11 protein-coding genes are annotated in these 15,289 nt (G+C 40.3%); 8 read left to right on the plus strand and 3 right to left on the minus strand.

Annotation, left to right across the window (positions count from 1 at the left end; translation table 11 throughout):
* The first annotated feature begins 241 nt into the window (after nt 1–241).
* Nucleotides 242–2,275, plus strand: coding sequence for a KUP/HAK/KT family potassium transporter (locus GQR93_RS05105; RefSeq protein WP_003552968.1), 2,034 nt, complete (start codon nt 242–244; stop codon nt 2,273–2,275).
* Nucleotides 2,276–2,452: 177 nt separating this feature from the next.
* Here the strand turns inward: GQR93_RS05105 and GQR93_RS05110 are convergent, their stop codons facing one another.
* Nucleotides 2,453–2,809, minus strand: coding sequence for a hypothetical protein (locus GQR93_RS05110; RefSeq protein ID WP_035444406.1), 357 nt, complete (start codon nt 2,807–2,809; stop codon nt 2,453–2,455).
* A 681-nt stretch (nt 2,810–3,490) separates the two neighbouring features.
* Here GQR93_RS05110 and GQR93_RS05115 point away from each other — a divergent pair.
* Entirely contained in the window at nt 3,491–4,438 is a 948-nt protein-coding gene (locus GQR93_RS05115) for a glycoside hydrolase family 43 protein (protein WP_003552980.1), read from the plus strand.
* 195 nt (nt 4,439–4,633) lie between these two features.
* Here GQR93_RS05115 and GQR93_RS05120 read toward each other — a convergent pair whose 3' ends face one another.
* Nucleotides 4,634–5,539 (minus strand): ArsR/SmtB family transcription factor, encoded by a 906-nt coding sequence (locus tag GQR93_RS05120; protein ID WP_003552982.1) that lies wholly within the window; start codon nt 5,537–5,539, stop codon nt 4,634–4,636.
* Nucleotides 5,540–5,990: 451 nt separating this feature from the next.
* Between GQR93_RS05120 and GQR93_RS05125 the strand changes: the two genes are divergently transcribed.
* The 6 genes from GQR93_RS05125 (at nt 5,991) to GQR93_RS05150 (ending at nt 14,141) form a co-directional block, all read left to right on the plus strand.
* Nucleotides 5,991–7,442: an alpha-N-arabinofuranosidase gene (locus GQR93_RS05125; RefSeq protein ID WP_003552984.1), complete on the plus strand. Its 1,452-nt coding sequence runs from the start codon at nt 5,991–5,993 to the stop codon at nt 7,440–7,442.
* A 109-nt stretch (nt 7,443–7,551) separates the two neighbouring features.
* Nucleotides 7,552–8,838 carry an MFS transporter gene (locus GQR93_RS05130; protein WP_159298712.1) on the plus strand — a complete coding sequence of 429 codons (1,287 nt, stop codon included), beginning with the start codon at nt 7,552–7,554 and terminating at the stop codon, nt 8,836–8,838.
* A gap of 130 nt (nt 8,839–8,968) precedes the next feature.
* Nucleotides 8,969–11,269 carry an alpha-L-arabinofuranosidase C-terminal domain-containing protein gene (locus tag GQR93_RS05135; protein WP_003552987.1) on the plus strand — a complete coding sequence of 767 codons (2,301 nt, stop codon included), beginning with the start codon at nt 8,969–8,971 and terminating at the stop codon, nt 11,267–11,269.
* 24 nt (nt 11,270–11,293) lie between these two features.
* Nucleotides 11,294–11,806 (plus strand): beta-L-arabinofuranosidase domain-containing protein, encoded by a 513-nt coding sequence (locus GQR93_RS15575; protein WP_159298713.1) that lies wholly within the window; start codon nt 11,294–11,296, stop codon nt 11,804–11,806.
* Nucleotides 11,807–11,858: 52 nt separating this feature from the next.
* Complete coding sequence (locus tag GQR93_RS05145) at nt 11,859–13,718, plus strand: beta-L-arabinofuranosidase domain-containing protein (RefSeq protein ID WP_159298714.1); 1,860 nt, start codon at nt 11,859–11,861, stop codon at nt 13,716–13,718.
* Between the two features lie 48 nt (nt 13,719–13,766).
* Entirely contained in the window at nt 13,767–14,141 is a 375-nt protein-coding gene (locus tag GQR93_RS05150) for a hypothetical protein (protein ID WP_003552994.1), read from the plus strand.
* 85 nt (nt 14,142–14,226) lie between these two features.
* Here GQR93_RS05150 and GQR93_RS05155 read toward each other — a convergent pair whose 3' ends face one another.
* On the minus strand, nt 14,227–15,264 hold the full coding sequence (locus GQR93_RS05155) for a sialidase family protein (RefSeq protein WP_159298715.1): 1,038 nt from the start codon (nt 15,262–15,264) through the stop codon (nt 14,227–14,229).
* Between the last annotated feature and the right edge of the window lie 25 nt (nt 15,265–15,289).

The raw sequence follows: 15,289 nt of genomic DNA on the forward strand, positions 1-15,289 counted from the left end.
GTTAAATAGTTTTAAAAATTGCTTAGCCTAAGGGTTGTCTTTAGGTTAAGCCTTTTTTATCAAATTGGTCTTAATCAATTAGGTTATATTCAAAAGAGTGACTCAACACATGGTTCGACATCAGCGTCCAAGCTTCGGTTAGAAAGTGATTAATTATTTAATCAACGGGGTTGCTTTATTTGCTTTTTTGGCATACAATTCATCAGTATTAATTTTTGGAAAATGTTGGAGGCCACTGAACATGAACAAGCAGCTGGAACGTGTCTCGTTTGCGGGGATGCTGGTTACTTTAGGAATCGTTTATGGTGATATTGGAACATCACCATTGTATGTAATGAACGCATTGATTGGTGATGCCGGAAAAATGGGTAACATTTCCCCGGACTATGTCATTGGATCTATTTCATTGATTTTTTGGACATTGATGATCATTACAACGTTAAAGTACGTGATTATCGCAATGCGGGCGGATAATAATCATGAAGGCGGTATTTTTGCCCTTTACGCATTAGTACGGAAGAATGCAAAATGGTTGATTTTTCCGGCGTTAATTGGTGGAGCTGCTATTTTGGCCGATGGGACGTTGACTCCGGCCGTGACCGTGACGTCAGCGATCGAAGGTCTGAAGAATCAACATCTGGGACCAGTGACATTCAGCAATTCTCAACATGATGTGTTGCTGATAACAACTGTTGTCCTGCTTTTATTATTTGTGATTCAGCGTTTCGGTACCGGGACAATCGGTCAATCATTTGGTCCGGTTATGGTCTTGTGGTTTGGCTTTCTGTCGGTCTTCGGGGTGATCAATTTGTTAGACTACCCAATGGTGCTGAAAGCCTTGTCGCCATACTACGCAATTGAAATTCTTTTCAGTCCTGTCAACAAAGTCGGTATCTTTATTCTTGGTAGCATTTTTCTGGCCACAACCGGTGCCGAGGCCCTCTATTCCGATATGGGTCACGTTGGTCGAAAGAATATCTATGCGACATGGCCATTAGTGTATGCAGCCTTATTTTTAAACTACTTGGGACAGGGCGCTTGGGTGATTAATCATGCCAATGATGCTGCTTACCGGAATCTGTCCGATCTGAATCCGTTTTACGAAATGCTGCCGGGTAACTGGCGATTGTTTGGCATTGTGATTGCAACGTTGGCTGCTATTATTGCGTCTCAAGCATTGATTACCGGATCATATACGCTGGTTGACGAAGCAATCGGATTAAAGTTTTTGCCCAGATTGATCGTGAAGCATCCAAGTAATGTTAAAAACCAAATTTACATTTCAAATGTTAACTGGCTTTTGTGTATCGTGACGCTGGCAGTTGTCTGGTATTTTGGCAATTCCCAGAAGATGGAAGCGGCATATGGTTTGGCGATTACGATCACAATGCTCATGACGACCGTACTATTGTATGAATTCCTGAAAGGATCCCTTAGGAAAGGGATTGCACTGACAATCGCTTTATTCTTTGGCATGATTGAAGCCATTTTTCTGATTGCCAGCCTGGTTAAATTCATCCATGGCGGCTATGTCACATTAACGATTATGTTGGCTATTTTGTACATTATGTGGGTATGGTATTTCGGTAATAAGCGCCGTGAACATTACGAACGGGAAAGTGAATATGTCTCACTTTTGGATTATCGTGATCAACTTAAAGAACTCAGCAAAGATGAAGACGTCCCGCTTTTTACAACCAATCTGGTGTACATGACTAAAATTAAGGGCGATTATCAGATTAAACGCAGTACCATGTATTCGATTTTGGATCAGGAACCAAAGCGGGCCAAAGTGTATTGGTTTGTGACGGTAAACGAAACCAATGTGCCGTACGAAAGCAACTATACGGTTGATATGCTTGGCACAAATAATATCGTTAATGTCCAATTGTATTTGGGCTTTCGTAAATCTCAATCGGTCAGCGTCTATCTGCATCAAATTGTGGATCATTTGGTTGATCAAGGAATTTTAGAGCCCCAGGTACCAAAATATTCCACTCAACGGAAACGTAAAGTCGGTGATTTTAAGTTTGTTATTATTAATGAACAACCGGCAGATTTGGTTGCGAATGATCAGATCGGGTCATTGGATAAACGGTTGATCAGTGGTCGAATTTATTTGCAAAACATCACGGCGTCACCAACATCATGGTACGGCCTGGAGTTCAGTAATGTTGTCGAGGAAAGTTCACCTTTATTTATCGTTCAGGAAAAAGATCAGTACCTGGTTCAACGAAAGATTTATCATTATGTTGACGATAAAACGCATCAATAGGAATGAGTGCTTAACATGGCTTTCTTTTGGCTCCTTTTCGGTAGACTGATTAAAATTCTTGAAATGATTTTTTCCGAGATGGGACCAAAAAAAGGATTAGTGTTAGAACCTGTTTGAAGACTTAAACAGGTTCTGATGCTAATCCTTTTTTGAAACAGTTATTTTATTAGGAGCTAACTATTCTTTCATTGCATCCGGCACACCGGCAACGGTCTTGAAGACATCTGCCAGTGAAGTGTGCATATCGGCGAATTTCTTGTTAAGAATCAGTTGACGGAATTGTTCAACTGAAAGCCTTTCAACGTCCTTGAATGGTACGGGGCTGACACCCAAGTTACCAGTGGTATTGATACCTGTGGTAAGGGTAATGATCAAACCGGCTTTACTGTCCAAACGAACGGTATAGTATTCGTAATATGACGTGTTTTCATAATTACCAGTCAGTTCTTCATGTTTTGCAAAGTAATCGGTAATAAAGTTTTTGAAATCTTCTTTTGAGTTAAGTGCTGCTTTCCAATCAGTTGTATTTGTCATCGTAGTACTTCCTTTCATATCTTATCACTAGGTTGTCACAAATTGAGAATTGGTCAACTAATATGTTAGACACTCATTCCCTATCTCAATTACAATTATCATTCTAAACATATTTAATTTAATTGCAAGTGAAAAAGCCTATGAAAACGTTGACAAATAAGGATCTTTTACAATTATTTATTGTAAACGTTATCTTATATTTGTTTTACAGAATAAGTGATTCAAAGCTTCTTATATATCAGTTTTGAGGACGATCCATCCCATTTCCGTTCGATATTCGTATTTCTCCGTTCAAGAAGCCGTGTTGCCGTACTTTTGTATTTTCTTGGGATTGCTATTTATCATTTATATGATAAAACTGATGACCAAGATGATAATCCTTTTGAAAAATAGTTTAAAAAGAGACTGTAATTAATTATTCACAATAATTGTTAATTAGTAGGTGGTTATAGAAAATAATAAGCAAGCATAGTAATAAAAGTGTTAATTAACAAAAAAACAATTTAAATAAAATAATATAAATGCTATTTACTTATTTCCTTGTAAGCGCTATATTCATACTAACGAAAGATATATTAACCCTTTTGCGAAAAAAGCAACGTTATATCACTGAATAAAGTGTATGCGTTTTATTATATAAAATAATTAATCCATTTTTTAAGGATTTCTGGAGGAAATTAAATGTCAGCTTATCTTTTTGTTCATTTTAAGGAAAAAAGAACGCCTGATGGCGAACAGGTTTATTTTGGCATCAGTCGTGATGGTTACAAATGGGAAACCGTCAATGATGCTCAGCCGGTCTTATGGAGTTATTACGGTGATAAGGGTGTCCGAGACCTTTCGATCAATCAAACCCAAGATGGCCGCTATATTATTTTGGCAACGGATCTCAGCCTATCTTACGGGATGTTAAACCAATATCACAATTCCTGGACTGAAATCAGTGAGCATGGGAGTAAAAAACTGGTTATGTGGGAATCTACCGATCTGATTCACTGGAGTTCCCAACAAATGATTAGTATTGAAGGCGCTAATGATTTTGGTGTCATGTGGGCACCGGATGTTGTTTACGACTCACAAAATAACGATTACATTGTTAATTGGTCATCTTCAACTATGCAGGACAACTATGGTCCAAAAGCCATTTATTATAGTCGAACAAGTGACTTTAAAACATTTTCCAAGGCGCAACTCCTGTATCGAAAATCAGACAGTGAAGTCATTGATTCAGCTATGTACGAAGAAGACGGCTGGTACTACCTGTTCGTTAAATCCGGAGCTAATCCGGAAACTATTATTCTTTTAAGATCACAGCAGTCAACCGGGCCATTTGAAAGAGTATCAAATTTTGATGACGGTATGAACCGGATTCAACGCGGTAAATATGAAGCACCAACAGCGGTTAGGGTTGAGGATCAATGGTTGTTATTTTTGGATTATTATGGCACGGGCGCAGAGGGGCAGGGATATGTTCCTTTCATTGGAAAAACGTTGAGTGCCGGAAAGTTTGTTCGCAGTGACCAGTCATTCAGTTTTCCTTATGGATTCAAGCATGGCACTATTTTAAAGATCAGTGATGCTGATTTTGATAGACTAAAGGCCTATCATAAGAAACCTTCCGAGTATTAAAAACCAGGATATAAATAGATGATCTCCACGCACTCAATCAGTGTAGCCCTTGAACAGCGATTGGCCGGGTGTGGATAGTCCGGCCAATCGCCTAAAATTTTCTATGTTCACTCCATAGGAATAAGAAAAATAATTGCATAAAAGCACCTTTGAGAGCATGAGACACTTTCAAAGGTGCTTTTATTGCGATGATAATCACTGATCTTCAATATCACTAAAATAAAAAATGCCTTTAATGCCTTGATCGTGATTACCGAATTTTTTACCGAAGATTGTACAACCACCAACGTTTTTAGCTGTATCTTTAACCTCAAACCTAAGTGTCCAAGAGTTTTTAGTAGGATCAATATCTGTTATAAGTGTATCGGTGGCGTGCTGGCCGTCAATGAAAGAGCCATGTTTAGAGATTCTGAAGGATTTGAGCATACCGTATTGATTCATGTCGTTATAGACCCATTTTGGGGTGTAACGTCCGCGAATATCAGAAAAATCACCGGGACTTGTCCACGTACCAATCTCATGACCATCCAGGCTGACCGTGATGTCGGAAGGCCAGTTATTGTTTGAAAATGGAAATTCAGAACTAAGCTCGGCCGAAAGCTCAATCATTTCGAGCTGCTGATTGTCTTTTAGGTAGTTCGGAATTTGGTATTCTACAAATCCCTTTGAGAACCACAACATACCTGCTTTGTACCGTTCGGGATCCATAAAGTAGCTCGGATTGTCGACTTTGCCTATGAAACCATCCTGACCTGCCAAACCGCATGAAGGCTGAACATCATAATCAGTAAACTGACCGATCGGCAATTCGATATCCCAATTCTCATAAGGAATATATAACTGCTGTGGGAAAGAAACGTTGATGGTATCAACACGTAAGCTGGAGATGCGTTGATTACCTTTCTTTTCAGTTCTAATAATATTTGCCTCTTGAAGTTTATTGAGATGCATAATAGTGATTGGGCTGCTTAAGCCGATTGCCTTTGAAATTTCGGAAACGTTCATTTTCTTTTCCGAAAGTAATTTAATAATATGAACCCGCACCTTACTGTCCAATGCAGCGAATACGGGAATTGATTTATCAGATATATCGAGATCCATAGTGAGTATCCATCCTTAATTGAATAAATTAACATTTTAGCTAGTATGTTACTGCTAATGAGTGATAAAGTCCATATATTAGTAATGTTTTTATATCTTTACAAAGCTAATGTCTTTTATTAGCTAACAAAATAGTTGTGGAATTCTGATTATGACAGATTTTTTGGATTAAAAAATTAGAACTTTTCATTTTTAAGTGGATTAGCGGATGATAAGTATTGTTTTTGTTAACAAGGAAAGGTGTTAAGATGTTTTTTACTCAAGTAAGATAATATTTACTAATATAAAGCGAAATAAAGTCTCACTTTTAGTAAAAATGTTATTTACTTTTGCCAATGAAAGCGCTATATTTAGATTGTTAAAACTTCTACCGGTGAAAGTTAACAAATTTCATTAATGTTTATATTATGTATGCAATTATTTATTCAAAATAGGAAAGGTTTTAGATACGATGTCAATTGAACTATTAAATCAAAAAAAGGGACCTGAAATTAGTAAATATATTTACGGTCAGTTTTCAGAACATTTAGGCCATGGCATCTACGGCAGTTTGTATGTTGGAAATAATTCCGATATTCCTAATGTCAATGGGATGCGAAGCGATGTTGTTGATGCATTGAAGCAAATTCACGTGCCGGTTCTTCGATGGCCCGGTGGCTTATTTGCAGATACGTATCACTGGCAAGACGGGATTGGTCCTAAAGACACGCGGAAAAAAATTGTCAATACCAACTGGGGAGACGTTACAGAAGATAATTCATTTGGAACTCATGAGTATTTTGAACTATTACGTCAACTTGGTGCGGATGCTTACATTAACGCCAATATTGGAAGCGGTACCGTTCAGGAAATGGCTGAATGGGTTGAGTATATGACAATGGCCGGTGAATCGCCGATGTCAAAGCTGCGTCAAAAGAATGGCCGGCAGGATCCCTGGAAACTGAAATTCTTTGGAATCGGCAACGAGTCATGGGGTGGCGGCGGTAACATGCGCCCCGAGTATTATTCCGATGTTTATCGTCAATATCAGACATTCCTACCACAATATGATAAGGATCATCCGATTTATAAAGTTGCTTGTGGTCCTAATGAAGCCGACTATAACTGGACAGATACGGTTATGAAATTGGCCGGTCAATATCTGGATGGCATTAGTCTTCACTATTATACGTTGCCAACCGGTAAGTGGGGCTGGGACAAAGGTGATGCTACCGATTTTCCTGAAGACCAATGGCAGTCAACAATGGTCCGTGCCGAACATATGGATGAGCTAATTACGAAACACTCAACCATTATGGATCACTATGATCCTGATCATAAGGTCGATTTAATCATTGATGAGTGGGGGACTTGGTACGACGTCACCGAAGGAACCAATCCGGGCTTTCTTCAACAACAAAATACCATTCGGGATGCGATGGTTGCCGCCATTACATTAAACATCTTCCATAAACATGCTGACCGGGTTCACATGGCCAACATTGCTCAGATGGTTAATGTGCTTCAAGCAATGATTCTGACGAAGGGTGACAAGATGATTAAGACGCCGACGTACTATGTCTTTGATATGTATCAAAAGCACATGAATGCCGAATTGGTTGAAGGTGTCGGCGATGTTCCCGAAAATGTCACCTACACGGCTTCTCAAAAGAATGGTCAGCTAACGATTTCAATTACCAACTATGATTTGACTGATGAGAAGACGGTTGATTTCACTGCAGCCAATGCATACAACCAAATTGAATCAGCGACTATCTTAACTGCTGAAGAAATGGATGCTCACAATACATTTGAGAATCCGGATGTTGTTAAAGAAGCCAAATTTGAAGGTGCAACGCTTGTTGATGGTAAGTTACTTCTTGAACTCCCTGCCAAGAGTGTTGTCACAATTACACTTAAATAAAGTTTGGAATAAGGCCAAACTGGCGGGTTGGTCTTGGTACAAATGTCAATGGTTATGATCACGAAAAGTCGTCACAATTTAATTTGTAATCCTATTGGAGGGATTTTACATGGCAAACAAAAACGATAAAGAGAAGAAAGAAGCACCGGTTGAGCCGACAAATGCGAAAGTTAAAAATGCGGAACAGCCAAAATTTCCGAAACTATTTGGTTTAGCAATGTTACTGGGGCCGTTTGTATGGTTGGCCCCTGCAAGCAACGTTCGTAATACATTACTACCGCAATATTTCAGCCAAATCGATCCAAGCGGTAAAATTGCTGCAATTGCGCTAATGGCATCTGTTTCATCTATTGTGGCCGCTGTTGCAAATATTTTATTCGGTGGTTTATCAGATATTACCCGAACCCGTTGGGGGAAACGTAAGCCGTGGATTCTTGGTGGAACCATTGTCGAATCCGGTTTGATTTGTGTGGTTGCCAACTTACATGATATTTGGGCAATCGTGGTCATTTGGGGATTCGTTGCTGCAGCTGAAAACGCTGTTGCCGCAGCAATGGTTGCTCAAGAGGCAGATCGAATTGCGCCTAGATGGCGGGGAACAATTTCAACACTTTACGGAATCGGTTATACTGCTATTCAAGTTGTCACAATGATTGCCGCACAATTCTTGGGTAATCCTAAAATGGGTATGTATGTTATGGCCGCAATCGGGTTTGTTATGGGAATTATTCATGTTTTGTTTGCTCATGAAGGTAGTAATCTGGATGAGCCCAGAGAGAAGTTTTCATTTAAATCCTTATGGCTTCATTTTTCACTGCCAACTAAAGGTGCCCGCGATTACTGGTACGCCGTTGCTGGCAAGTTAATGATGGTTATGGGTGGTACAATTTCAACTGCTTATATGCTCTATATTTTGACCGATTACATGCACTTGGGGCAACAAAGTGCCGGTAAAACACTTTCAGAAATTTCACTGATTAATTTAGTCTTTGGTGTTGTTTTTACGGCCATTTCAGGTCCTGTTGCTGATAAAATGGGACGTTTAAAGGCGCCGGTTGCTCTTTCAACTTTGCTTATTGGTATTGCTCAATTCTTCCCGTTTTTTGATAACAAGCCATGGACAATTTTGACATACGCTGTTTTGGCTGCCATTGGTAATGGCGTTTATAACGCCGTTGATGGTGCCTTGAACTTGGCTGTTTTGCCCAACGCAGAAACTTCCGGTAAAGATATGGGATTCATCAACCTTGCCAACACATTGTCACAAATCTCCGGTACGGTTGTTGCATCATTGATTGTCACATATCTTGGTGGGTACAAAGCAATCTTCCCGGCATCATTTGTGATTGAATTGATTGGTGCTATCTTAATCTTTAGAATTAAATCAGTTAAATAATATTGAGATACCAAGTGTAGTAAAAATACGCTGTATCTAATCAAGACGAGCGAATTTTAGATAGTTGATACCAAAAATTTTGTTCGTCTTGTTGTTATAATGAACAAAAAAGTAAAAAGGAGCGATAACCTTGGCACGCTGTAAGCTAACAATTAAAAGTGACTTTGGTGTACCGCTGAACGACTTATTCGGCATTTTCTTTGAGGATTTAAATCATGCTGCTGATGGTGGGCTCTATGCCGAAATGGTTCAAAACCGGTCTTTTGAGTTCGAACCGGTCGACCACGAGGGCTATCATGAAACCTATGCGTGGGAAATTAATCATCCTGATCAGGCGGTCATTTCGTCGGATCAACCGTTGAATTCAAAGAATTTACATTATTTGGCAGTCAAATCAGGTGCAGAAGACTTAACGGTTACCAACAGGGGCTTTAATCAGGGGATGTTTGTTCAAGAGGATCACACGTATCTTTTTTCGATGTTTGCATCAGCTAAAGAAAAGGGTATGGTTCAGGTCTTTTTAGAAAATAGTCAGCACCAGCAACTTTCCCCGACGGCAGTGATTGCGGTTGACGTACCTGGATGGAAAAAATATCAGGTCGTTATTAAAGCGAATCAGGACAGTATTGAAGGTCGCCTAGTGGTTAAGATATTACCCAATTCCCACCTTAATCTTGATATGATTTCACTATTTCCGACCGATACTTTTCATCATCGAGAAAATGGTGTTCGGCGAGATTTAGGGGAAGCTTTAGCCGCCATGCATCCAAAGTTTATGCGATTTCCGGGTGGTTGCTTAGTTCATGACGGGACTTTGGATCCGAATGATCGTGAATCCATGTATCGTTGGAAAAATACGATTGGGCCGGTCGAAAAACGACCAACCCGTCGGAATAAATGGGGATATAACCAGACGTTGGGCCTTGGTTATTACGAATATTTCCAGTTGGCCGAAGATTTGGGAGCAAAACCACTTCCTGTTTTGCCCGGTGGTCACGATCCCCATCATAAGCGGGCAGTACCCATCGATCAATTACAGCCTTGGATCGATGATGCCTTAGATTTAATCGAGTTTGCGAACGGAGATACGGATACCAAATGGGGCAAAAAACGGGCCGAGTTAGGTCACCCGAAGCCATTTGGACTGGAGTATCTGGCAATTGGAAATGAAGAAGTGGGTCAGGCTTTCTTTGATCGGTATCCTTATTTCCATAAAGCCATTCGGGAACGCTATCCGAATATTAAATTGATTAATACGAGTGGTCCATTTGCTTCCGGTAGTGAATTCGACCGCGGTTGGAAGAGTGCCAAAGAAAATGGATCTGATTTTGTTGACGAGCATTACTACATGTCAACAGACTGGTTCTTAGCCAATCAACACCGCTATGACCATTATGATCCAAAAGGGCCCAAAGCATTTCTGGGCGAGTACGCTTCTAAAGAAAATAAATGGTATAACGCCGTGGTAGAAGCCAGTTATATGACCGGTTTGGAACGCAATGCCGATAAAGTCGGGTTGGCTTGTTATGCTCCTTTGCTTGCCAACGTTGATTATATTGATTGGGATCCGGTGTTGATTTTCTTGAATCAGCATCAGATCGCCCCGACTGTGAATTATTATGTCCAACAACTATTTATGACATATCAGGGAACCCATAACGTTCAGTATTCAATTGACGGGCTTTCCGATCCAGTAGTTAAAGACGATCAGCCAATTACGGGGCAATTCGGGTTTGAAGGTGATTTGGCAGAGGTTACCTATAACAATGTGACCTTTACAGATCGTAAGTCCGGCAACCAACAAGACTTTAATGGTGGTCAGTTGTTGGAGAGAAAGCGACAGTTAATTGGTCAAACTGATAGTGATGATTACACATTGAGCTTTGACGCTACCAAAACGGGTGGCCGACCTGATAAAGGCTTTCATCTTATTTTCGGTCAAGCGTCCGATCCGGATTACTTTATGTGGGTTCTCGGTGGTTGGGAGAACCAGGATTCAATTATTAAGCAACGAGGTGCCCATGGTATGGAGAGTGATTGGGACCAGTGTCAATGGACGATGGAAAGTGATCATCAATATCATTTTGATATTCATGTTCATGATCGACAGATTACGACGTCTATTGATGGTCATCAATTTAATGAGATTGAAATCATGCCAACCGTCATTCAACCACTATATAGTAATATGACCTTTGATGAAAAGATAAAGTCATACTATCTCAAATTGGTCAATGTGACAGACAAACCGGTAACAATTCTGTTAAAAGACACACATTTTCAAAACGGCCAGTATCGTGAACTGTCAGCCGATCCAGAAACTGAAAATAAAATTGGTGAATCAAATAATCTTAAAATCAATAAAACCACGGTAGATGGATCGTCAATTCGGGTTCAACCATACTCTGTCAATGTGTTAATCAGTAAATGATGGTTAAGGAAAGGAAGAAAAATAATGAGAGAGACGATTCCTCTAAAAGATGTCCGAATATCCGACCCTGAGATTCTTAACGCTCAGCGCAACGCCGTTCATTATTTATTAACATTGGATCCAAGCAGATTCCTATATGGATTTAATCAAGTATCGGGTTTGAAGCCGGTTGCAGCAAAGCCTTATGGCGGTTGGGAGCGCTTGGAAGGTCCTAACTTTCGTGGTCATTTCTTTGGACACTATCTTTCGGCGTTGTCACAAGCAATCGATTCAGTGAGCGATGATGATACCAGGAGTCAATTGCTGAGTAAGCTAAGAATTGGGATCGAAGGCCTTTTTCGAGCACAGCAGGCCTATGCTAAAAGCCATCCTCAAAGTGCCGGCTATGTGTCTGCTTTCAGGGAGGTCGCGTTAGACGAGGTTGAAGGCAAACGGGTACCCGAATCCGAAAAGGAAAACGTGATTGTACCCTGGTATAATCTCCATAAAATTTTGGCTGGGTTAATTGACGGATATGAACACCTGAAAAAAAATTGATCCACAATTATCCAAGTTGTCACTGCAAGTTGCCGAACACTTTGGATCCTACGTGTATCAAAGAGTAAGTCGATTAGACGATCCCAAGTATATGCTGAAGGTCGAGTATGGCGGTATGAATGATGCATTGTACCACTTATTTTCAATTACCAAAGACGAACGACATTTAACGGCGGCCACTTATTTTGACGAGGTGGAACTGTTTAAAGACTTGGCAGCTGCCAAAGATGTACTCCCTGGAAAGCATGCGAATACGACCATTCCAAAGCTTTTGGGGGCCATTCGCCGCTATGAAATTTTTGATGATCCTCAGATGGCTGGCCAATATCTGTATGAAAAGGATCAAAAACAATTGCCGATATATTTAAAGGCTGCCGAAAATTTCTGGCGGATTGTCATTAATCACCATACCTATGCCACTGGTGGTAACAGTCAAAGTGAACATTTTCATGATCCCAATCAGTTATATCACGATGCCGTGATTGAAGACGGCGCGACAACTTGTGAAACCTGCAATACCCATAATATGTTGAAACTGAGTCGGGAATTGTTCAGGGTTACCGGTGATAAGAAATATCTTGATTACTATGACCGTACGTATAGCAACGCCATTTTGGGTTCCCAAAATCCTAAAACCGGGATGATGACTTATTTTCAACCAATGGCGGCTGGCTATCGGAAAGTATTTAATCGACCTTATGATGAGTTTTGGTGCTGTACCGGTACCGGAATTGAGAGTTTTACCAAACTTGGCGACAGCTATTACTTCAAAGAAGGGCAAACGCTTTATGCCACCGGTTACTTTTCAAATCAATTAAGCTTACCGAAAGAAAATTTAAAACTGGATATGCAGGTTGATCGAAAGGTGGGCGCTGTTAAATTAACGGTTTCCAAGTTGATTGATAACAAAACATCAGAGCCGCTTAACGTTAAATTCCGCCATCCTGATTGGAGCCATGGCAGATTATCCGTTAAGAAAAATCAAAAGACACAACCTAATAATGAAACGTTTGGTTTTGTTGAGGTTAAGAAATTAGTCCCTGGTGATGTCATTGAAATCAACTTATCGATGACACTAACGGTTGGTTCAACACCAGATAATCAACAATATATTTCTTTGAAATACGGGCCGTATGTTTTAGCGGGTAAACTGGATCGGTATCAAATGGATTCAGACAGGCCCAACGGCATCTTGGTACGAATATCGACGTTAAATCAAACAGCGACCAGCACCTTGACTGCTCACATGGATTGGCCGAGCTGGCAGAAAAAAGCACATGCAGACTATCAGTTACAAACCGAAAATGAGCGATATTTGGTCAAAGTTGGACTTCCGGGAGTTGATGAGAAGATTGAATTTGTGCCATATTATCAGGTTTATGATCAGCGTTATGGTGTCTATTTTCAGTGGCAGCAGGCAGGTAGTTTGGCAGCCAAGCAACGACAAGAAAAACTGGCTGCTATTGAGGCCTACCAAAACCGCATTGTTGATCAATTGACTAACTTTGATCAAAATAACTGGGAATTTAATAAGCATCTTCAGGCCAAAAACTCCGAAGTCGGCAATGCATATGGCAGGCGTTTCAGACAAGCCGGCGTCACAGGCTACTTTAGCTACAGGTTTGATATCAAAAAGGCTCAACCTAAAATGCATATGATTTTAATATTTAACAAAAGTGATGATGGTAAATTATTGGCAACACATATCGGAAACGATCCGGACAACCAGTTCCAAAGTCAAATTGTCGTTGATTCTTCAAACGCCAAATCAGTTGATAAAGATGGCTTCTTTGAGTTGGAAATCGAATTACCAAAGGATATTTACCTAGATCAACCGTCCTTAAAAATTTGTTTCTCCGGGTTACAAGATACAAGTGCCAGGTTATTTGGTATTCAATTTTTGAATGCGTAGTTGAGAGTGAATGATTGTTAACATATTACTAGAAAGAAGCGATTAATAATGACAGAAGTTAATGCAACCGAATGGCGAAATGCAATTAAATCAGAAAAAGCTTTTGAGGATTATATCAGAAAATACTTTGAAGCAAACCAAGAGCTGGTTGGAAATTACGAAACACCAAGCTATTATGAGTACTATACTGTGACGCTGAATAGTAAAGAGGGGTTGGTAGTAACTTTGAAAACCGGATTGAATCAGCAAGCCAACGCGGCAGCATTACCATTTAAAGATATTGAACATCTTTCTATCGAAGAGTTCCGTCAGCTTATTTTAAATAAAAAATTTGAGGATAAGACGGAAACGTTAACGGACGTTTTTGCAAATATTATGGCGACTGATCCGACTGCCCGATTCAATAAAAAAGGTCGAAAGTAATCAGGAAAAACGTACTAAATAAAACCAGTTGGAAACTGACAAGATCAGATTTCAACTGGTTTTATTTAGTATTTATTTTGATCGATTAGTCCGTTGGTATTTTGAAGATCAAAGAGGTCAGTTCATGATCGGCTTTTGCTGTTGGACCAGCGTAAGGACCGGCGCTCACAATCAGTACCTGACTGTTACCAAGAGGTGTTAATGATCGTGAATAGGCACCTGCCATTGGCGTTTGAACCGTTGCCCACTTTCCATCACCGTTTTTATCGTTCACATAAAGTTCATTACCGGTACTGTTGGCAACGACGCGACCATCGCTCAACACAGTGACATATGGCGAACCACCATTGGCGAATTCAGTTCCAGGATCGGTAGGTTGCCAGTCCAATCCATTTTGGGAAATTTTAAAGTTTGAGCGATTACGTTCGCCGTTGACCACAATGGCACCTTCAGCGACCATTTCAAACGTCATAATATAGTTGCCATTTGCCATTCGGGCGACCGTTGCCATGCCAGGGCGGGCTTCAGGGTTGGAAACAGCGACATCGTCGATTTCTGCACCCCAGTGACGACCATCTCGAGATAATTTATGAGACAATTTTTGACTATGGGCCTTTTTGTCCCGTTCATCAGAGAAAAAACAGACTAATTGATGATTAATCACAATTAGGAATGGTTCCCAAACAGGCTTCTGGTCTTTTACCGAAGCTGTTCCACCTTGAACAACGGTACTAAGATATTGCCAACTTTGACCGTGATCGACACTTTTATAAAGATCGATTTTGGTCGCACTCATATCTTTGGGGATGGAATTGCCTGCGCATATTAACGTGCCCATCGGTAAATTTCCGATTTTTTCAGGCAGTTCATACAAAAATGGTTGATAACGCATTCCCCAGCCATTGACCTGGTCGGAAACATCACTAATATGTTGCCAGGATTGGCCATGGTCGATACTTTCAAAAATTGGAAAATTAGGGACACCGTTAACATAATGTTCGCAGGTTGCATAGAGTCGGCCATTATGCTGTTCATCGGAATGGGTAGTTAAAAGGCCCTTACCGTAAAGAAAATTTGGTTGTCGAGTATCGGAAAATATGGACTTGGTTGCAATTGTGATCATTTTTATACCTCCATCTATACCAAGT

This window comes from Lentilactobacillus hilgardii (assembly GCF_009832765.1).
GTDB classification, from domain to species: Bacteria; Bacillota; Bacilli; order Lactobacillales; family Lactobacillaceae; genus Lentilactobacillus; species Lentilactobacillus hilgardii.

Excerpts from the sequence above, each read along its gene's own strand:
- GQR93_RS05150 (WP_003552994.1), top strand. The coding sequence starts at position 13,767 with ATGACAGAAGTTAATGCAACCGAATGGCGAAATGCAATTAAATCAGAA.
- GQR93_RS15575 (WP_159298713.1), top strand. The coding sequence starts at position 11,294 with ATGAGAGAGACGATTCCTCTAAAAGATGTCCGAATATCCGACCCTGAG.
- GQR93_RS05115 (WP_003552980.1), top strand. The coding sequence starts at position 3,491 with ATGTCAGCTTATCTTTTTGTTCATTTTAAGGAAAAAAGAACGCCTGAT.
- GQR93_RS05130 (WP_159298712.1), top strand. The coding sequence starts at position 7,552 with ATGGCAAACAAAAACGATAAAGAGAAGAAAGAAGCACCGGTTGAGCCG.
- GQR93_RS05110 (WP_035444406.1), bottom strand. The coding sequence starts at position 2,809 with ATGACAAATACAACTGATTGGAAAGCAGCACTTAACTCAAAAGAAGAT.
- GQR93_RS05155 (WP_159298715.1), bottom strand. The coding sequence starts at position 15,264 with ATGATCACAATTGCAACCAAGTCCATATTTTCCGATACTCGACAACCA.
- GQR93_RS05105 (WP_003552968.1), top strand. The coding sequence starts at position 242 with ATGAACAAGCAGCTGGAACGTGTCTCGTTTGCGGGGATGCTGGTTACT.
- GQR93_RS05125 (WP_003552984.1), top strand. The coding sequence starts at position 5,991 with ATGTCAATTGAACTATTAAATCAAAAAAAGGGACCTGAAATTAGTAAA.
- GQR93_RS05120 (WP_003552982.1), bottom strand. The coding sequence starts at position 5,539 with ATGGATCTCGATATATCTGATAAATCAATTCCCGTATTCGCTGCATTG.